The following is a 19,685-nucleotide window of genomic DNA, read 5'->3' as shown; positions in this document are numbered from 1 at the left end:
TACTGGTCGTAAAAATTAAATAGTATTAGGTGGAAAATGGAAAAATTAGTATTAGTAATTCATGTAATTGCAGCACTTGGCGTAATTGCCTTAGTCCTTTTGCAGCACGGCAAAGGTGCAGATATGGGCGCTTCATTTGGTAGCGGCGCATCTGGCAGCTTATTTGGTGTATCTGGCTCAGCTAACTTTATGAGTCGCGCAACTGCTGTTTTTGTGTTGATATTCTTCACTACAAGCTTAACGCTAGCCTATATGTCTAGCCATAAAGAGGGTGACGGTAGTGTGGTTAAAGCTTTGGCTGAGAAAAGTGCCGTTGTGAATACAACTGCCCCGGCAGCAAAGGCTGATGCTGTTACGCCGCCTGTAGCGCCAGCACAAGATATACCGAAATAGTTAAACGTTCTGAGCTTGGTCTCAGAAAATTGCCGTCGTGGTGGAATTGGTAGACACGCAACCTTGAGGTGGTTGTGACGAATAGTCGTGAGAGTTCGAGTCTCTCCGTCGGCACCAGCAGATAGTTTCAGGATGTATCACTTCGTATTAAATAGCAATAAATTCAATAAGTTATATTTCTCATTCACCTCACAATGCATCTCTGTGTCTCACAATGTCGCTTTACAATTGGTATAAAAGAAGGTATAAAAACTAATCGTAATAATTATTTATACCTTTCATGGCAAAGTTGAATTCTGATTTACTAGATGATCTAACAATTAAAGCGGCAAAGCCCAAGGCGAAACAATATACACTTCGTGATGGCAACGGCTTATTTTTATTAGTGCACCCTAATGGTAGTAAATATTTTCAATTGCGTACTACGTTACACAATAAACGTAAGTTAATCCAATTGGGTACCTATCCTGCGTTATCATTAAGTGAAGCACGAGACCAATCACGCGATAAACGTAAACAAGTAAAAGTTGAGCATATTGATCCAATACTTGAGGGTAAGCTAGCTAAGCAGCGAAAATCTAAAGATGCTGATAATACATTTCAAAAAGTAGCTGAGGACTGGCTAGTCATCAAGCAACGCACGCTTGCACCTTCTACACTCCTAAAAATTAAGCAAACGTTCAACGCTAATGTTTATGGCGTTATCGGTAAATACCCAATTAAAGATATTGACAATTTGCTAGTACGCAAATGCTTACTGATAATGCAAAATCGAGGAGCATTAGAATTTATGGAAAAAACACGTGGCTGGATTAAGTCAGTGTTTGACTTTGCTTTGAGTGACAAGCTTATTGCAGAGAATCCAATTCCATTAAAAGACGAACGATTAGAAAAGCATGTCAGTGAAAAATATCCGCATCTAGAAAGTAAGCAGGATGCTGGCAAGTTTTTACGTAACCTTTTTGAATATGGTGGGAGCTTTGAAGTTGCAACATGTGTTTACTTGCAATTGCATTTTGCACAAAGACCAAGTGAACTAAGATGTTCAAAATGGGTAGAGTTCGATTTAGATAAAGCAATATGGACACTACCGTTAGAAAAATCTAAAAGTCGTAAGTACATGAAGAAGCCTCATACCATCATGCTATCAAAACAGGCTATATTGGCAATAAAAGAATTGCAGGCATACACTGGGCATAGCGAATATTTATTTGCAGCTAGATTTGTCGATAGGCCTGTTTCTGAGGCATCAATTCGTAAAGCTTTTAGGTTAACTTTTACTGATTATCATACAGTCCCCCATGGATGCCGACATTTTTTTAGTACGCAGGCAAATGAAAGCGGATTGTTTAGGAATGATGTAATTGAGTCATTTCTATCACATAGTGATAAAGACAAAATAAGGGAAATTTACAATGAAGCTACCTACGATAAAGAGCGCAGACAATTGGCGCAATGGTGGAGTGATCAGTTAGACATTATGCGTGATGAAGTTAAATTTGTTACATCAGAATTGCAATAGTTTAGTAGATGGACTTATGACTCGATAGAAAGCTAGGCAATAATTTGAAAAAACTTTTTGAGTTTAAAACTTGGTTGACACTAGATGCGGCTGCGCAATATTTATCATCGATATTGGGTGATTCTGTTAATTCTGCGGATGTATTACAGCTTGGTCTAGATGGTTACTTAAAGCTATCCGTAAATTTCTTGAATGAAGTTCCAGTTAAAAAAGCAAGATTAGTATCTCGAGAACAAGTTGTGCTTGCAAACACTTCTCAAATTGAACTGAAATTAAAGGCTAATCAAATTCTTACTATTAAAGAAGATGAAATCATCTTGATTGAAGGAGTCTGGAATCTACCAATGATTGATGGAGAGCGCTATTTGGTTAAGCAGAAATGCCATGCCCTTTCAACAAAATCAAATCAAAACGAAATGCCTACGGGACAATTGCTTATAGAGGGTGAGGATGGGCAACTATTTATGCTGTTTGTGAGGCTAGCAGATCCCTGTTTTGTTGAGACGTGTGATACCGATGATTTAGAAAGCGTTACAAAGAAAATTGCTGAACAGGCTTATGTACCTGCGATTGGTTTGCCTGAGTTTGCTGATTTAGTTATTCGTAGAAATTCGTTAGATGCTTTTGTTGCAAATCCTTCTAATCCAGACAGGGAATTAATTGAAAGAGAGCGTGACACCCTATTATTGATTATCGCTTTACTTGCGAAAGAAGCTAATATTCCTGTTTCAAAATCAACTAAGGCTGCCGGCATTATTGCTGATCTGAGTAATTGCACTGAAATTTCAATTAGCAAGACAACGATAGTGAATAAACTAGAAATGATACGTGGTGCTGTTGAACGTCGCACTCCCGCAAATACCGCGCCAAACAAAGCGCCTTTAGCCAATTGGTTATTTAAAAAACCAACTGGCTAAATCACATAAGGCTGTCATATAAACTTTACTCACTTAAATTAATTGAAAGAGAGTGAAATCTTATGCGACATACAACAACCCCCTTATCACTAGAGTACTTTGATTCTCTTCCGATGTCAGCTTTTGTTCGGCTGCCCATAGTTAAAGCACTCTATGCTTGTTCACCTGCAACCGTATGGAGAGAAGTAAAAGCAGGGCGAATACCCAAACCAAAAAAATTATCTCCGAGAACAACTGGCTGGAATGTCGGTGAGTTACGCCAAGCTTTAGCGGCTGTTAAATAAAAGGATGATGTAAATGCAAAATCCAATTATTAAAACTTGCCAATCTGATACCTATATTAAGTTCTTAAATAACTTATTGGTATACAAATTGCAAAATTTACAATCATCAACCTTAATTTATGCATGGGTGATCCTGCACGCTACAAAAGTGGGATCAAAATATATTCATCAGAAGTTAAATCACTCTACTAAAGCTGAACACGTCAGTCATTTTAAGGGAGGTCAGTCATGAGAAACTTTCGTGAAATGGCTAATCGCTACCGTGATTTTTCACTAATTGATGTACTCAATTTCTTAGGGGCGGAGCATGACAATGCCGATCGTCAAAGGTGGGATTTATCTAATAAATCCGTATGGATAGGTAAGGACGAAGATTGTCAGCGATTTTATGATCATAAAACAGGTGTAGGTGGTGGCGGTGCTATTGACTTAGTCTCACATCTCCAAGGATGTGATTTCAAGTCAGCATTAGAGATATTAGCTAGATTTTCTGTTAATTCTGAGAATGTACCGAATACTGGTTTGAAATCTAAACCAAATTTTCCTGTTGATCAGAATCAGTTCATACCACCGATTGCTGATCCGCGTTATTTGGCAAATATCGTTAAGTATATGTTATTAGAAAGGAGTATCACAAAACCAATAGTCCAAGAGCAGATCAATCTTGGCAAAATGTACGCAGATTCGCGTCGAAATATCATTTTTCTATGCAACGATGAAGCTGGACTAGTGACAGGTGCTGAAATTCGTGGGACAGGCAACACTTTATACAAAGGTATGGCAGCTGGTAGTCAAAGGGGTAAGGGTTTTTTTACAATAAGTCATCCTAATCCCGTGAGCTTAGTTGTTGTGGAGTCAGCTATTGATGCACTTTCATATAAAGTGATTTTTCCAGATGAGCCTTCAGTAGTAGTATCAACAGCAGGAGTTCTTCCTGCATGCCCAGCGCTGGCTAAATTAGCTAAGGTTCTAAATGTATCTGAAATTGTCATAGCATACGATAATGACCATGCAGGTGATGAAAATGCAGTTAAGCTAATTTTTAGTTTAGAAAATACGGGGTTCATATGTCGCCGCTTTTCACCTGATTTTAAAGATTGGAATGAGTACTTAGCTTATTGCCTAGATCTTGATGTTTTATTTGCGGAGTCAAAATGGATACGCTAATTAAGGTAGATTCTGTCAGCGATCTTATAGATGCAGCAAATGAGCCAGATATATGGATTATCGAAGGATTGATTGAAGAAGGAGACCAAGTAGTATTGTGTGGTGCTCCCAAAGCTGGAAAATCGTTAATGGCTAGTCAAATCGCTCTGGCTGTGGCCTCAGGAGGCAATTTTCTTGGATGGAGGGCACCAATTGCTCGTAAAGTTCTTTATGTCAACCTTGAGCTACGCTGCAAACGTTTTGGTAGGCGACTTATAGCTCAAGGTGGTGATGTAAAACAACTGATTAAGTATTCCAACTTGAAAACCATCAATTGCCTTCGAACACTTGATATTCGAGACCCTAAGCAGTGCGAAGCGTTTGCTAAAGAAGTAAAAGAGCTCGAGGTTGATTTGGTTATCTGGGATGTGCTTGCACGTATGCATGGCGCAGATGAGAACGACAATCCTTCGATGCGTGCAGTCATGCATTCTATAAGAGTAGCTTCAGCTGATAAAGCGCATATGATCATACATCATATGCGAAAAGCTGCAGCAGGTCAGGAGAATGTGAATCTTGGCGCTGCAGGCATGCGCGGTGCAAGCTCAATTCACGGCGAAGCTGACCTGATTATGAGCCTGCATGTTCGGTCAGGCCAAGGCGCAAGATTTAGCGTGAAATTTAGTGCCAGGAATATTGAGACACCAGAAGAGCTTCTCCTCGACCGAGATACCAAATTACGATTCCATGAAGCTTCTGATGAAAAAATGCAACGCCTAAGGGCTGTAATCGAATCAGCATTTGGCATTGAGCCAATATGCCGTGCTAAAGAACTTATTCATCATTTAATGACTAATTTTTCAGTCCAAAAGCGCAGTGCACAATATTATATCGAAACCGCAATTGAAAAAGGATGGATTATCGACGATTCTTCACATGAAGATAAGCGTTATGAGTATAAATTACTCAACAGTATAATCTCAGAAGATACCAAACCCAATGAGGGTGCAAGGGTGCAATGAATCTCCTATATACTTGTATTGCACCCACTTTTATTGCATGCACTATGACTACTAGTAGCAGCGTGATCGCTGCTACTTACCACTAAAGTGGCTACTTGCCTACGGCGTACTGAAACATAAAAGCCTAATCTTGAGGCGATGATTATGATATCTAAGGTTTTATAATCCGAAGAACGGCTACTATTTATCTACTTGGAAAAAGATCGAATAATTGCTACGTGCATATTGGACGTGATTTAAATTAAAATGAAAAAGATGGGATAGAAAGACAAAGGAGCCGGCTTTGCGCCTTAGCAGATGTGCTACAGGCAAATAAGTTGTGTGAGAGGAAGCGCCGGTCCGCCTGCCTCTTTGTCCTTAAACTTCAATAAATTTGGTTCCTGTTAAGTATAGGCACCGAATTGGTAAAATGCGGTGTTGAATTAGACTCTCATCCCAACCCAATATTTTAAGATCTACTGTGATCCTATTTATGAAAGCGTCACTACAAACAAAAACTACTTTTTTTAGAATATGTCCGCTCGGTAATGCTGCGTCCATACATGTATTTTGATTGTTTGGCCATAGCGTATTTAACCAATTAAGTAGTTTGGCATAATCGCACCGATTACGACGGCTCCGCTCCACTTCAATCCACCAGACTTGTTTTCCATCACGTATTAATACATCGGCTTTTTTCCTCAGGATGCCATCTATACCACCCAACCAATTTCCAGATGAAATTTCCAACTCAGAATTCACGCGGTAGCCTTGGAGCTTTGCTAAAATCGCAATTTCATTGGCTAATCTCCTATGGTGATAGTATGACATGCTAACTCTCCGCACCTGATCTTTGCCAGATTTAGCAGGTATTTCGAGATTGACCAATTGACATGCTCCAGCCTCGGCTAGTCCATAAATCCAACTGCCATCTGGAGCTGTAATCCTAATGACTTTATGGTCACGCCTTAATCTAGCGAGCGTTCGTTGGGCCATGCGTAATGAAGTCGGAGTAATCGTAAGAGAGGTAAATTGTGGTTCTAATTTAACCTTCCTCAATGTCATCCAAATTAAGGCTGCAATATCCCTTGTACGAAGCCATCCAAATTTATGCAATGCTTTAAGCAGTTTCATATCATTGCGTTGAGCTAAAAGTTGTCCGTCGATTTTTGTCATTTAGTTATCTTGAAAATGTTGTAGATAACTTGTATAGCTACATCGCTGGTATCCCACGATACGCCCCGAGGCGAACAGGAGGGGCGAACACCTTAGCATAAGGCATGGCGAACATTTACTAAACCTTCCCTGAACGGTCAGGCCGCCAATTCTGCCTCTGGACGAGTCTGTCTCCACCGAAAGACATGGGCGCCCTTTACCTTAGTTGATAAAAAGCATCAATTAACGTGCGGGAAACCCTAAGACACCGCTCGCTGAACGCTACGGCTATGGTTTGCATCCGCAAACTGTCTTAGGGTTTCCCGCACCTTCGGTTTGGGCGCCGGGTTTGCCCCCACTGCACTAACGTCTGCTTGGGCAGCCTGCGATCGATGTTCATCGGTACGCCACGCTTGCGGCACCCCCACAAATAATACTGATGCTTGGGCATTCAGTATTATTTGTTAGCTTGCGGCCTGAACGGCCTTGCAGTGTTGACGAGCATCATCATGCCAACCAACCCAGTTGTCATTCCTGCTGCAAATATCGTCAGCACTTAAAAACCAAGCTACCAGCAAATAGCAGGCAACCATACTCATGATTATCGTTTTCAGCCCCGCCAGTCGATGTGAGCGGGGAGCAGTAAACGAAATAAACATCAGGAGTAGGCAAATCAGCCTGCAATAAATCGTTGCAACAAAAAAACAATCCCCTTTCCGTTCCCTAAGGGAAAACGAGTAAAGAGCAGGCTTTTAACTGCAACCGCTTTTCTTTTAGGAGATTGAACCATGACTACACTTTATGCCAACCCATACAACATAGATGCTTCCGGCTTTTATTTTAATGACGCTGATGAGTTTACTGAAAAGTCGACCAACTTAACTGACCGATACGGCAACCCAGTTGAAGAGTTTGAGATTGATTTTATTGATGGTGATGATGCCGCGTTATTTAATGCATGCGGCATTAACCAAGCGAATTTAAGCACATGGTTTGATGACATTCAAACCTTAGACGACCATGAAAAAATTAACCTGTATTACTTACTCAATGTTGCTGGTTACAATTTAAGCCAGGCTTTAGACAAGGTGGATGAACCAAGCATTACGGAATCTAGTTTACGCGATGCCTCAGAAGAGCTATTTGATGAATGCTGGCTACATAGCGTGCCTGAAAGCATCCGTTACTATATAGACTATGTCAAGTTTGCACGAGATTGTGAAATGGGCGGCGAATTAGTGGAATTTGAATATGACAACCAAACCTACACTTGCACCAACGCGGCAGTCGGGTAAACAGTTCGGGAGCTAGCGCTCCCATTTTTTAAACTTTGAAAATCAAAATCGCGTTGATATAGCTTAGCTATATCAACGCAAACCATTTAAACTAACGCTAGTTTAAATGGCTGAATTTATAAGCCCATAAACTTAAACGACTATAAAACCAATAAGGCAACACCATGTTTGAGCAAACCTTCAAAAATATCGACGACATTCTGCACAAAGACGCAGGCGCAACTAGCGAGCTAGATTACACCGAGCAAACCTCATGGATTTTGTTTTTAAAATACCTAGATGCCTTGGAGCAAACCAAGGCGATGGAAGCGGAACTTGAAGGTAAAGCTTATAACTTTATTGTTGATGCCGCCTACCGCTGGCCTACATGGGCAGCGCCTAAAACAACTGATGGAAAGTTTGACCACAACAACGCTTTAACGGGTGATGATCTTAAAGACTTTGTAAACTTAAAATTATTTCCTTACCTAAAAGGCTTTAAACAACGCGCCACTGGGCCAAACACCATTGAATATAAAATCGGTGAGATTTTTGGCGAAATTAACAACAAAATTCAAAGCGGCTACAACCTGCGTGAGGTGATAGAGCGCATTGATGAACTCAGCTTTAACACCCAAGCGGAAAAGCACGAGCTTTCGCACCTGTACGAAGCTAAAATTAAAAACATGGGCAACGCAGGGCGTAACGGCGGCGAGTATTACACGCCGCGTCCGTTGATTCGCGCCATGATACAAGTGACTAATCCAAAAATTGGTGAAACAATTTATGATGGGGCAGTTGGCAGCGCTGGCTTTTTATGTGAAGCGTTTGATTACTTGCGTAGCCAACCTAACCTTAGCACCAGTGATTTAGCCACCCTGCAAACCAGCACATTTTACGGCAAAGAGAAAAAGAGCTTGGCCTATGTAATTGCCATTATGAACATGATTCTGCATGGCATTGAAGCGCCGAATATTATCCACACCAATACGCTGGCTGAGAATATTAGCGATATTCAAGAAAAAGACCGCTACGATATCATCCTCGCCAACCCACCATTTGGCGGCAAAGAACGTGCAGAAGTGCAGCAAAACTTCCCCATTAAAACAGGTGAAACGGCGTTTTTGTTTTTGCAGCACTTCATTAAAAGCCTACGTGCGGGCGGTCGCGCGGCGGTTGTGATTAAAAACACCTTTTTAAGCAACACCGATAACGCCTCAGTGAGTTTGCGTAAATTACTGCTAGAGAGTTGCAATTTGCACACCGTGCTCGATTGCCCAGGCGGCACGTTTTTAGGGGCTGGGGTTAAAACAGTGGTGCTATTTTTTGAGAAAGGCGCGCCAACCCGCAACACATGGTTTTACCAGCTAGACCCAGGCCGCAACATGGGCAAAACCAATCCGTTGAATGATGATGATTTGGCTGAGTTTTTAACACTGCAAAAAACCTTTGCCGATTCACCCAAAAGTTGGAATGTGAGCGTGGCAGGGATAGATCAAACAAGCTTTGATTTGTCCGTAAAAAACCCAAACGGCAATGAGGAAATCGCGCACCGTAGCCCGCAAGCCATTATGGAAGAAATAGCTAAGCTGGATACAGAAAGTGCAGAAGTATTGGCTGGGATTAAGGCGTTGCTATGAAGGCTGGGTGGCAGACTGAAAAACTCGGCGAAGTATGCGCATTACTGAATCGAGGAATTTCACCTAAATATATTGAGAGCAGCGGCATCTGCGTGCTAAATCAAAAATGTATTCGCGACCACCGTGTCAGCTATGACCAAGCACGTAGACATGATTTAGCTGAAAAGTCAGTTTCAGAAAACAGATTCATTCAGTTAGGTGATGTTCTGGTTAACTCGACTGGAACTGGAACACTTGGGCGTGTGGCGCAAGTGAGAGAAACCCCAGAAGAACCAACCACTGTTGACTCTCACGTTACCATTGTTCGCCCGAAAGAAGGTAAGTTCTACCAAGACTTTTTTGGCTATATGCTAATTTTGATTGAGGAAGCCATTAAAGAATCTGGGGAAGGATGTGGTGGTCAAACTGAGCTTGCTCGTTCAGTTTTAGCAGAAAAATTTTCAGTTAGTTACCCAATATCTATCGAACAACAACAACGTATCGTAGCCATACTCGACCAAGCGTTTGAGGGCATTGCCAAAGCGCGCGCAAATGCAGAACAAAACCTGCAAAACGCCCGCGCCTTGTTTGAAAGCCATCTGCAATCGGTATTCACTCAGCACGGTGAGGGTTGGATGGTGACAACAGTTGGTGCCGTTTGCGATAAAGTCGAGTACGGCACGTCTTCAAAATCCAAAGAGCAAGGCAAAATTCCTGTTTTACGGATGGGTAATATTCAGAATCGTCGATTTGACTGGGATAAACTTGTTTATACGGATGATGACAATGAAATTGAAAAATATTTATTAAAACATAATGATGTCTTGTTTAATCGAACAAATAGCCCGGAACTGGTAGGTAAGACAGCTATCTACAAAAGTGAATCACCAGCTATTTTTGCTGGATATTTAATAAGAATTCATAGGAAAGAAGACTTAATTAATGCAGATTATTTAAATTACTTTCTTAACAGCCAAATAGCAATGGACTATGGAAAGACTGTCGCTATCTCAAGTGTTAACCAAGCAAACATCAATGGTAAAAAGCTTAAAGGTTACCCAATCCCAGTCCCATCATTAAGTGAGCAAGAATCTATAGTAATGAAAATGGACGCACTAAAAATAGAAACCCAGCGCCTAGAAGCTCTCTATCAACGCAAAATAAAACTGCTTGATGAACTCAAAAAATCGCTCTTGCAACAGGCGTTTGCTGGCGAATTGTAAAGACGGCAATTCTTACTTGGCAGGTTCAATTATAATTATTTATTAATCGTAAGGTGTTATATGTCTACTCAACGTTATACGGTAACTCCACATCCTGTTGAAACGCTTCTTACTTGGGTGAAGTCAGGTGAAATTGCTATCCCAGAAATACAACGCCCCTTCGTTTGGGAGGCCACAAAAGTGCGTAACTTGCTTGATTCACTCTATCAAGGCTACCCCATCGGTTATTTAATAGCTTGGAAAAATCCTAATGTAAAGCTTAAAGATGGTAGCACGTCTTCTGGCAAGCGCATTTTAATTGATGGTCAGCAACGAGTTACTGCACTAATGGCTGCACTTTTAGGTATTGAGGTTTTAACTGATGATTATGAGAATAAACAAATTCAAATAGCATTTAACCCACAAACAGAAGCTTTTGAAGTTACTAACCCTGCTATTCGCAAAAATCCGGTCTGGATACCTGATGTAGCGAGTGTTTTCAACCCTCAATCAAGCGTCTTTACATTAGTAACCGAATATTGCAAAGAAAACCCTGAGTGTACACAAGATCATATATTCAAAGTAATTGAAAAGTTACGAGGCATTACCAATAACCATGTAGGAATAATTGATCTAGCTGAAGACTTGGATATTGAAACAGTTACTGAAATTTTTATTCGCGTTAACTCGGCTGGATCCCCATTATCACAAGCTGATTTTGCAATGTCTAAAATTGCAGTTAATTCAACATATGGCGGCAATATGCTCCGTAAGGCCATTGATTATTTCTGCCATCTCTCCATTGCCCCTGAGTTTCTTGCAAAAATTAAAAAAGGTGATAGTGCATTTGTTGCATCGGAGTTTTTTGAAAAAATCAAATGGGTCAGTGATGTAAACGATGACATATACGACCCTGCTTATACAGATATGCTTAGAGTGGCTTTTACCTCTGAATTTGGTCGCGGTAAACTACAAGATTTAGTTGCGTTACTTTCAGGCCGTAATTTTGAAACAAAACAATACGAAGAGGTAATTGCTGAGGAGTCATTTGCAAAACTAAAACAAGGGATTCTTGCGTTTGTAAATAAAACACATTTTGATCGCATTACGATGATTTTACGATCAGCAGGGTTTGTGATTAGTGGTTTGATTGGTAGTCAAAACGCCATTAATTTTGCATACATTATTTATTTGAGAGGTCGCAGAGAGAGTGTTCCCGCAGCTGATCTAGAGCGTTTAGTTAGGCGTTGGTTTGTAATGTCAATGTTGCGAGGTCGTTATAGTGGGTCGCCAGAATCAACCTTTGATTTTGATATACGCCAGATCGACAGCAGAGGAGTAGTTGACTATGTTGAATCAGTCATCCCAAATGAGTTACCGGATAGTTTTTGGACAGGAATGTTGCCACAGTTTATGGATACTTCATCTATTGGTAGTCCGTATTTCAGATGCTATCAAGCTGCACAAATAAAACTTGGAGATAAAGGTTTTCTTTCGCGTGATATAACAGTGACTGATCTACTATTGAATCGAGCTGATGTACATCATATTTATCCTAAGAAATACTTACAGGATGATGGTAAAACTCGTGCCGTATATAACCAGATTGCTAATTTTGTGATTGCCCAAAGTGAGATCAATATTGCTGTTGGTGCAAAAGCACCAGAAGTTTATTTTACTGAGCTAGTTAATCAAGTAAGTACTGGAGTTAAGAAATACGGAGGGATCACAGAGCACGCGGAGTTACTTGCCAATTTACGTATGAATTGCATTCCTGAAATTATGTTAAATGGCAACGCCATTGATTACGCTGACTTTCTAGCAGAACGACGTAAGTTAATGTCGTTAAAGATTAAGGAATGGTTCGAGTTACTCTAAGCTTGCATCGCTTACCTTAGAATGCTGGTAGGTTATATTGTGGACATGTACAACAATCAGTATTTCTTATACATGCATCACACAACGTGATAAGAAAATGCGATTTTTTATACATATCACAGCCAACGTGATAAGATAATTGCAATTCTTTATCACATCAAGGCATACGTTGTGGATACCTTACAGATTCCTAGCCAGCAGAGTTTAGAGGTAAAAGTCGTTTGGCAAGCGCTGGCTGACGCACATCGTCATTTGGCTGAGCTTAAAGGCTTGTGCGAATCACTACCCAATAGCGCTATTTTGTTGGATACACTCTCTATTCAAGAGGCGAAAGACAGCTCAGAAATAGAAAATATTATCACCACGCATGATGAGCTGTTTGCTTATGAGCAAAGTAGTTCATCATCGCCCGCCGCCAAAGAGGTGCAAAACTACATTGCTGCTTTACGTGTAGGTTATCACGACGTATTAGATTCTGGTTTAATCCGCTTAGCGACTATTTTGCGTGTGCAAGAAGAAGTGGAGCAAAACAACGCGGGCTTACGCAAAGTGCCAGGCACTGTGCTTAAAAATCAAACCACAGGCGCAGTAGTGTATGAGCCACCGCAAGATGCAGTGCTCATTGAAAAGCTGATGTCAGAATTGGTGGAGTTTATTCATGCAGGTAATGGGCAAAAAGATGAACTAGACCCATTGCTACGCATGGCTGTTACGCATCATCAGTTTGAGAGCATTCATCCGTTTTATGATGGCAATGGGCGCACAGGGCGTATATTGAATTTGCTGATATTACAGCGTGAAGGTTTGCTGGATTTACCAGTGCTGTATTTAAGTCGCTATATTACTTCCACCAAAAGCCAATATTATCAATTACTACAATCTACCCGTGAAACTGGGGATTGGGTGGATTGGTGCGAGTATATGGTAAAGGGCGTGGCGATGACCGCAAAGAGCGAAGTTAAGCTAGTGAAGGCCTTGCGTGACTTAATGCAGACGACCAAGCACCGCTTGCGCAGTGAGTTGCCTAAAATCTATAGCCAAGAACTGCTAAACAATTTATTTCGCTACCCTTACACCAAAATTGAGTTTTTAGAGAAAGATTTAGGTGTTTCGCGTATTACTGCGGCTAAGCATTTAGATACATTAGCGGCAAATGGCTTTGTAGAAAAGAAAAAAATTGGCCGTAAAAACTTTTATATCAATCACCCATTATTTGCGCTACTCACGCAGATTACGCTAGAAGAGTAAATCTGATGAACGAAGCTGAAACCCGCGCAGAACATATAGACCCAGCCCTTAAGGCCGCTGGCTGGGGTGTAGTTGATGGCAGTTATGTTAAGCGCGAGCATATTACGCTAGGCCGCTTGCAAGGCGGCGGCAAGCGTAGCAAGCAAGAGATTGCCGATTATGTATTGGTGTATAAAAATCATAAGCTGGCGGTGATTGAAGCCAAAGCTTGGGATAAGCATTATACCGAAGGGGTTGCGCAAGCTAAAACCTATGCGCAAAAGCTCAATAGTCGATTTGCCTATGCTACCAACGGGCAGCGTATTTATGGCATTGACATGCACACAGGCAAAGAGGCGGATGTTACCCACTACCCTAGCCCAGATGAACTGTGGAACTTAACCTTTGCAGAGCAAAATGCTTGGCGTGATAGGTTTAGTGAAGTGCCGTTTGAAGATAAAGGCGGCACTTGGGGCGCAAGGTATTATCAACATAATGCGGTTGAGGCAGTGCTTGAAGCAATTGCTAATAATCAACTACGCATTTTACTTACGCTGGCCACTGGTACAGGTAAAACATTTATTGCGTTTCAATTAGCTTGGAAATTGTTTTACAGCCGCTGGAATTTAAGCCGTGAGTTAGATCAATCAAAACAACGTAGGCCGCGCATATTGTTTTTAGCTGACCGTAATGGATTAGCTGACCAAGCGTATAACGCTTTTTCGGCTTTTGCTGAAGATGCATTAGTGCGCATTGCACCTGATGAAATTAGTAAAAAAGGCCGTGTACCTAAAAACGGTAATATATTCTTTACCATTTTCCAAACCTTCATGAGCGGCACGGATGCAGAAGGTAACCCTGCACCAAACTTTGGTGAATATCCGCCAGACTTTTTTGATTTTATTATCATCGACGAATGCCACCGCGGCGGCGCAAATGACGAAGGTAACTGGCGCAGCATTTTGGAGTATTTTTCACCTGCGGTGCAGCTAGGTTTAACCGCTACGCCCAAACGTAAAGACAATGTGGATACTTATGCTTACTTTGGTGAACCAGTATATGTTTACTCGCTTAAAGAGGGTATTAACGATGGCTTTTTAACGCCATTTAAAGTGAAGCAAATTGCCACGACGATGGATGAGTATATCTATGCACTAGGTGATGGCGTAGTTGTGCAAGGTGAAGCTGAGCCTGGAAGGCTTTACAAAGAGAGCGACTTTAATCGCACGATTAAAATACCTGCACGTGAGCAGTACCGTGTGAAACTGTTTATGGATTTAATAAATCAGCGTGAAAAAACCTTGGTTTTTTGTGCTTCGCAAGAGCATGCCTTGGAAGTGCGCGATTACATTAACCAGATTAAAACCAGTAAAGACCCTGATTATTGTGTGCGAGTAACGGCAGCTGATGGTGCTCTTGGCGACCAATATTTAAAAGCGTTTCAAGATAATGATAACGCAATCCCGACCATACTCACAACATCGCAAAAACTTTCTACAGGCGTAGATGCACGCAACGTTCGCAACATTGTGCTGATGCGTGAAGTGAATAGCATGATAGAGTTTAAACAAATTATCGGCCGTGGTACGCGCCTATATGACGGCAAAGACTACTTTACGATTTATGACTTTGTAAAAGCGCATCATCATTTTGCTGACCCTGAATGGGATGGTGAACCAGAACCAATTGAGCCAACAGAACCGGGCGGCAATGTCGCGAAACCTAATACAGTTGAACAACCCAAGCAACCATATACACCAGAGCCTAAGCCAGAGAAAATTCTGATTAAACTTTCTGACGGTAAAACTCGCCAGATTCAACATATGATGGCAACCAGTTTTTGGGGTGCAGATGGCAAGCCCATGTCTAGTGCTCAATTTTTAGAAAGCTTATTTGGCGTATTACCTGAATTCTTTAAAGACGAAGATCAACTGCGTGAAATTTGGAGCAATCCAGAAACGCGTATAAAGCTGTTAGAAGGCTTAAGTGAAAAAGGTTTCAACAAAGAAGTATTAGCTGAAATGCAGCGCATTGTGGATGCGGAAAATAGTGATTTATTTGATGTGCTAGCGCATGTGGCTTTTGCATTGCACCCACTTAGTCGTGCTGATCGTGCTGAAGTGGCCAAAGGCAAAGTCCATGAATATTTTAATGATAAACAACAAGCTTTTTTAGACTTTGTTTTAACTCAATATGTTAAACAAGGTGTGGATGAATTGAACCAAGAAAAACTTAGAGGTTTATTGGAGCTGAAGTATCAGTCTATTCATGATGCAACCGAGACACTTGGAAAAGCTGCTGAAATTAGACATATTTTTATGGGATTCCAGAAGCATTTATATCAAATGAAACCAAACGTTTAATCGCTTATATAAAGAATAACTCTATACATGAATACTAATGAGCAGTTGTTAACATTTCCCATTAATGTTAAAGCCACTCTGGCTCATATGAAACAAGATATGAGGGATGACTGGTTTAGTGACACATTAAAGTATGAGGATTTGTTTTCCGTTCCTAAAGATCTAATTGATACTATTCGGACAAATCTAGAATTAGGTCATGGTCAATATGTTGCAGGCACAAAAAACATTTACGACGTTCCCAAGGCATCTCATGGATTAAGATATTCACTAGAGATTGATTTCTATGACAGATTTTTATATCAAGCAATATGTAGTTATTTAATTCCATATTATGACCCATTGTTATCGACTCGAGTTCTAAGTCATAGATACAATAAACACAGAAGTAAGGAGAAATATCTCTTTAAAAATAGAATTGAATTATGGCAAACATTCGAGGGTATTACACACTTATGTATTAAGGATGGGGGAGCATTATTAGTAACTGATCTGATTAATTATTTTGAGCACATTTCAATTGCTTCAGTTGAAAACTCTTTCTTATCTTTAATATCAAAGGTGAAAGCTTCTGGTGCTGAAAAAAACAAGATAAGAAGTGCTATTTTTACTTTAATTGCGTTGCTTAAGAAATGGTGTTTTAACGACATTCATGGGCTTCCTCAGAATAGAGATGCTTCATCATTTCTAGCAAATGTTGTGTTGGTAGCAGTAGATCAAAAAATGGTGGAGCTTGGTTACGATTATTATCGTTATGTTGATGACATTAGGATCGTTTGTGGGGATTCGCTCAAAGCTCGTAAGGCGCTTAGTGATTTAATTTCAGAACTCAGAAAACTTGGACTGAATATTAATTCAAAAAAAACTAGTATCCTTACCTCTGCATCACTTGAACAGGATATAAAAGAGTTTTTCCCTGGATATGATGATCGTAGCTTGGCTATCGATAATATGTGGAAATCAAAAAATAAAAAAGTAATTACACGGTCTGTGCCATTGCTTTATGACATGCTGATGGAGTTGATAAGCAAAAATGAAACACAAAGCAGGCAATTTCGTTTTTGTATTAACAGGTTTAAAAGCTTGATTTCTACTAACATTTTTGAAACTAAGTCAATTTTTGCTAAAGAAATCTCGATAAATATTATAAGTCATTTGGTAGATCAGCCAGTATCTACAGACCAGTTTTGTAGGTTACTGGCAGGACTTGAGCTTGAGATGTCGGAGTTGCAATCTATTGAGGCATTTATGCTTGATGATGCAAAAGCAATTTTTCATTGGCAAAATTTCCACTTATGGTTGTTGCTTGCATATAAGAAATACAAGTCGGTGAGTTTAGTAAATAAAGCACTAGAACGTACTAAGTCAAATAAAAGAGATGCAGATATTCCTGCATGTTTTATATATCTTGCAGCCGTTGGTGAGGAAAAGCAGGTAGAAGCTCTTATCCCTAATTTTCAATCTGACTGGCCATATCAGCATCAAAGGTTTTTTTTAATTGCTGTGCAAAATAGCGATTCCGTTACTCTTAAACAGTTGGTTCCTAAAATCACTCCTCAGCTAATGGGCACCATAAACAGAATTAAGAAAAACAAGCAGGTTTCTGGACTTTATATTCATGAGTATGAAAATTCCAGTTTTGAAGAAATATATGAAGAACTGAGCCCATATGATTAAAGAAAGGATTGCGATTTTCCTATATCTAAAAGATTTTACAGAAAAGGGAAACGATCGATATTTTATTTATGATGAGGCCTTGTTTCAAGAAATAAGTGTTATTCAGTTAGTGGAATATGGCGGGACTTTAATTACCCATGATTATTGGCTTATAGCGCCATCAATTTATAAGAGTTCAGGCTCTTTACCAAAAGCGGTAGTTGATTTGCCAGAACTAGCTAAATTTATTAGTGGAAAAAAACTTGATAAGGAAACAATCAAAGAAAAAAGTATTAAGGCTTTAATGAAACCTTACTATACAGACATTAAAGATTTAGATAATTACTTTGAAGAATATTATCGAAGAATATCTTTTGAGCTTGAAACATATCAACTTTTTTCTCATATGTTGTTCAGTTGTTGGGAAAATATGACTGTATTAGCTAAAAGCAAAGGTGAGTGGGATAGATATATAGAGGTTGAATTGCCAGTATTTAACCTTATGACTAAAGTGGCCGTTAGAGGTATTAAAACTGATAATAAGATACTACGCGAGCATAAAAAAAATATTGATGATGATTTCTTTCGAGAGTTAAAGAAATTCGCAATCGAATATGGGTTGTTTTTTGAAGTGCCTATTGCAAATGTATTACACGACATACTGTCGGATAGAGGTTACGATCTAACAGAAATGTCAGTTGATTTTGTGCTCGAGTTCTTACCAATGGTTGATAATTTTGGGGAGAGGGTAATTGCCTTACAAAAATTGCAGAAATCTCGTGTAGCACTCGCCAATATTACTTTATCTAAAACTCGGGTATGTCCAATAGCTGAGACACATTCAACAGTAACGTCAAGAATGTATTATAAAAATCCAACTGTTCAAAACCTTGCAAAAAGATATAGAGATATTTTTATTGCAGATAATGATCGAACATTATCGTATGTTGACTACGATCAATTTGAAATTGGAATAATGGCAGCGCTTTCAAAAGATAAAAAGTTAGAGGAAATATATTCTAATACCGATATATATAAGAAATTCTCTTTAGAAATATTTGGGGATGAAGGTAAGCGTTCTATTTCTAAGAAGCTTTTTCTTGCGTTTACTTATGGAATGACTCATGTAAATCTTCTAGAAGCTGTAAAGCAGCATGGTGGCGATAAAGAAGTTGCTAGATTATTTTTTGATCAGTTTGCAGTGTTCATAGAATGGAGAGTTGGTATTGAAAAACTGTTTTTAGAGAATGGGAGAATTAGTACTCTTTTTGGAAATAATCTAGAGCGCACAGGAGTTGGGGAGCTAAGTTTCAAAGAAAAACGTTCTTGTGTTAGTCATGTAGTACAAGGTACTGGGTCACTCATCTTTAAAAAAGCTTTACTAGAGTTAAGTAAGGACTCTGAAATAGAGATATTAATTCCGATGCATGATGCTGTTTTGGTTCAACATTTACCTGCTTATGATATATCTAAAATAATTATAGTATTTGAATCTACTATGAATATAGTTTTAGGGGATGTTATTAATAGTAAAGCGTCCATAGAGAGCTTTGTGCATTAAAAAATAATAAATTGAGTCCCTTTTTTGCAACAGTTATGGTCGGCCTCTTTACTAAGAATGCGCAGCTACAGCAATTTAGTAGTGTGCTTATAGCAAGGCTTCTAGATATTAGGTTACAATCACGGTTTATCACATAATATAAAGCCTTAATTAGCTGTCATATCTTTTTTCAATTGAAAATTGCCAAGTTTAATAAAAAGATAAGTTAAAGTATAAAAGGTATAAAAATAGGCATAAAAACTGATTTAGAATTAAATTAATTCATTTTAAGGCTAGGTTGCAGAGGTTTATTCGAGTCTCTCCGTCACCAACTAAAAGTACATTTTCCTAAAGTCTCTAGTGCCTTCAGTTGCTTAATCTTTACTCTGCGATCCGCGCTTTCACTTCTGCGCCACTTCTAAAGTCTATCAATATACAGTTGTTTCCTAGCTAGCTTATTTTGTATAAATTTTTTGTATAAAAGAAGTGATGTGCTGCTTTCAAATTG

General features: G+C 39.6%; 16 protein-coding genes and 1 tRNA gene. 15 read left to right on the top strand and 2 right to left on the bottom strand.

The features are described from left to right. Positions 1-36 precede the first annotated feature (36 nt). The 7 genes from secG (at position 37) to M301_RS09130 (ending at position 5,284) form a co-directional block, all read left to right on the top strand. Positions 37-393 carry a preprotein translocase subunit SecG gene (gene secG, locus M301_RS09160; protein WP_013148491.1) on the top strand — a complete coding sequence of 119 codons (357 nt, stop codon included), beginning with the start codon at positions 37-39 and terminating at the stop codon, positions 391-393. A 31-nt stretch (positions 394-424) separates the two neighbouring features. Continuing rightward, positions 425-510: transfer RNA gene (locus tag M301_RS09155), tRNA-Leu, on the top strand. Positions 511-673: 163 nt separating this feature from the next. After that, the gene (locus M301_RS09150; RefSeq protein ID WP_013148490.1) at positions 674-1,915 is read left to right on the top strand and encodes a tyrosine-type recombinase/integrase; all 1,242 of its coding nucleotides are present in this window, start codon (positions 674-676) and stop codon (positions 1,913-1,915) included. Positions 1,916-1,959: 44 nt separating this feature from the next. Beyond that, positions 1,960-2,832, top strand: coding sequence for a hypothetical protein (locus M301_RS09145; protein WP_013148489.1), 873 nt, complete (start codon positions 1,960-1,962; stop codon positions 2,830-2,832). 62 nt (positions 2,833-2,894) lie between these two features. Further along, positions 2,895-3,116, top strand: a complete 222-nt coding sequence (locus M301_RS14420) for a helix-turn-helix transcriptional regulator (protein ID WP_013148488.1) — start codon at positions 2,895-2,897, stop codon at positions 3,114-3,116. A gap of 228 nt (positions 3,117-3,344) precedes the next feature. Further along, positions 3,345-4,283 (top strand): DUF3991 and toprim domain-containing protein, encoded by a 939-nt coding sequence (locus M301_RS09135; protein ID WP_013148486.1) that lies wholly within the window; start codon positions 3,345-3,347, stop codon positions 4,281-4,283. Then, complete coding sequence (locus M301_RS09130) at positions 4,271-5,284, top strand: AAA family ATPase (protein WP_013148485.1); 1,014 nt, start codon at positions 4,271-4,273, stop codon at positions 5,282-5,284. The genes M301_RS09135 and M301_RS09130 overlap by 13 nt, the downstream gene beginning before the upstream one ends. Positions 5,285-5,641: 357 nt before the next feature. Here M301_RS09130 and M301_RS09125 read toward each other — a convergent pair whose 3' ends face one another. Together M301_RS09125 and M301_RS14780 are read right to left on the bottom strand one after the other, a co-directional pair. Next, positions 5,642-6,439 carry a replication-relaxation family protein gene (locus M301_RS09125; RefSeq protein ID WP_013148484.1) on the bottom strand — a complete coding sequence of 266 codons (798 nt, stop codon included), beginning with the start codon at positions 6,437-6,439 and terminating at the stop codon, positions 5,642-5,644. Between the two features lie 443 nt (positions 6,440-6,882). Then, complete coding sequence (locus M301_RS14780) at positions 6,883-7,017, bottom strand: hypothetical protein (protein WP_274377043.1); 135 nt, start codon at positions 7,015-7,017, stop codon at positions 6,883-6,885. 189 nt (positions 7,018-7,206) lie between these two features. Here M301_RS14780 and M301_RS14260 point away from each other — a divergent pair, with 189 nt between their 5' ends. The 8 genes from M301_RS14260 (at position 7,207) to M301_RS14255 (ending at position 19,198) form a co-directional block, all read left to right on the top strand. After that, entirely contained in the window at positions 7,207-7,713 is a 507-nt protein-coding gene (locus M301_RS14260; protein ID WP_013148483.1) for an antirestriction protein ArdA, read from the top strand. Between the two features lie 164 nt (positions 7,714-7,877). After that, a complete protein-coding gene (locus M301_RS09115) occupies positions 7,878-9,332 on the top strand; it encodes a class I SAM-dependent DNA methyltransferase (protein ID WP_013148482.1) in 1,455 nt (484 codons plus the stop codon). Then, positions 9,329-10,534, top strand: coding sequence for a restriction endonuclease subunit S (locus M301_RS09110; protein WP_013148481.1), 1,206 nt, complete (start codon positions 9,329-9,331; stop codon positions 10,532-10,534). Before M301_RS09115 ends, M301_RS09110 begins: the two co-directional genes overlap by 4 nt. A 60-nt stretch (positions 10,535-10,594) precedes the next feature. Next, positions 10,595-12,391: a GmrSD restriction endonuclease domain-containing protein gene (locus M301_RS09105; protein ID WP_013148480.1), complete on the top strand. Its 1,797-nt coding sequence runs from the start codon at positions 10,595-10,597 to the stop codon at positions 12,389-12,391. Positions 12,392-12,562: 171 nt separating this feature from the next. Then, positions 12,563-13,639, top strand: coding sequence for a Fic family protein (locus tag M301_RS09100; protein ID WP_013148479.1), 1,077 nt, complete (start codon positions 12,563-12,565; stop codon positions 13,637-13,639). A gap of 5 nt (positions 13,640-13,644) precedes the next feature. After that, on the top strand, positions 13,645-15,981 hold the full coding sequence (gene hsdR / locus M301_RS09095) for an EcoAI/FtnUII family type I restriction enzme subunit R (protein ID WP_013148478.1): 2,337 nt from the start codon (positions 13,645-13,647) through the stop codon (positions 15,979-15,981). 27 nt (positions 15,982-16,008) lie between these two features. Further along, positions 16,009-17,658: an RNA-directed DNA polymerase gene (locus M301_RS09090; RefSeq protein ID WP_013148477.1), complete on the top strand. Its 1,650-nt coding sequence runs from the start codon at positions 16,009-16,011 to the stop codon at positions 17,656-17,658. Continuing rightward, complete coding sequence (locus tag M301_RS14255; RefSeq protein ID WP_013148476.1) at positions 17,651-19,198, top strand: DNA polymerase; 1,548 nt, start codon at positions 17,651-17,653, stop codon at positions 19,196-19,198. The genes M301_RS09090 and M301_RS14255 overlap by 8 nt, the downstream gene beginning before the upstream one ends. Positions 19,199-19,685 lie beyond the last annotated feature (487 nt).

Origin of the sequence: Methylotenera versatilis 301 (assembly GCF_000093025.1) — a bacterium.
GTDB classification, from domain to species: domain Bacteria; phylum Pseudomonadota; class Gammaproteobacteria; order Burkholderiales; family Methylophilaceae; genus Methylotenera; species Methylotenera versatilis.
This window is presented reverse-complemented; position numbering and strand designations above follow the sequence as displayed.

Coding starts and splice junctions, on each gene's coding strand:
- M301_RS14260 (WP_013148483.1), top strand. CDS start 7,207: ATGACTACACTTTATGCCAACCCATACAACATAGATGCTTCCGGCTTT.
- M301_RS09150 (WP_013148490.1), top strand. CDS start 674: ATGGCAAAGTTGAATTCTGATTTACTAGATGATCTAACAATTAAAGCG.
- M301_RS14780 (WP_274377043.1), bottom strand. CDS start 7,017: ATGAGTATGGTTGCCTGCTATTTGCTGGTAGCTTGGTTTTTAAGTGCT.
- M301_RS09105 (WP_013148480.1), top strand. CDS start 10,595: ATGTCTACTCAACGTTATACGGTAACTCCACATCCTGTTGAAACGCTT.
- M301_RS14420 (WP_013148488.1), top strand. CDS start 2,895: ATGCGACATACAACAACCCCCTTATCACTAGAGTACTTTGATTCTCTT.
- M301_RS09125 (WP_013148484.1), bottom strand. CDS start 6,439: ATGACAAAAATCGACGGACAACTTTTAGCTCAACGCAATGATATGAAA.
- hsdR (WP_013148478.1), top strand. CDS start 13,645: ATGAACGAAGCTGAAACCCGCGCAGAACATATAGACCCAGCCCTTAAG.
- M301_RS09135 (WP_013148486.1), top strand. CDS start 3,345: ATGAGAAACTTTCGTGAAATGGCTAATCGCTACCGTGATTTTTCACTA.
- M301_RS09090 (WP_013148477.1), top strand. CDS start 16,009: ATGAATACTAATGAGCAGTTGTTAACATTTCCCATTAATGTTAAAGCC.
- M301_RS09110 (WP_013148481.1), top strand. CDS start 9,329: ATGAAGGCTGGGTGGCAGACTGAAAAACTCGGCGAAGTATGCGCATTA.
- M301_RS09130 (WP_013148485.1), top strand. CDS start 4,271: ATGGATACGCTAATTAAGGTAGATTCTGTCAGCGATCTTATAGATGCA.
- secG (WP_013148491.1), top strand. CDS start 37: ATGGAAAAATTAGTATTAGTAATTCATGTAATTGCAGCACTTGGCGTA.
- M301_RS14255 (WP_013148476.1), top strand. CDS start 17,651: ATGATTAAAGAAAGGATTGCGATTTTCCTATATCTAAAAGATTTTACA.
- M301_RS09115 (WP_013148482.1), top strand. CDS start 7,878: ATGTTTGAGCAAACCTTCAAAAATATCGACGACATTCTGCACAAAGAC.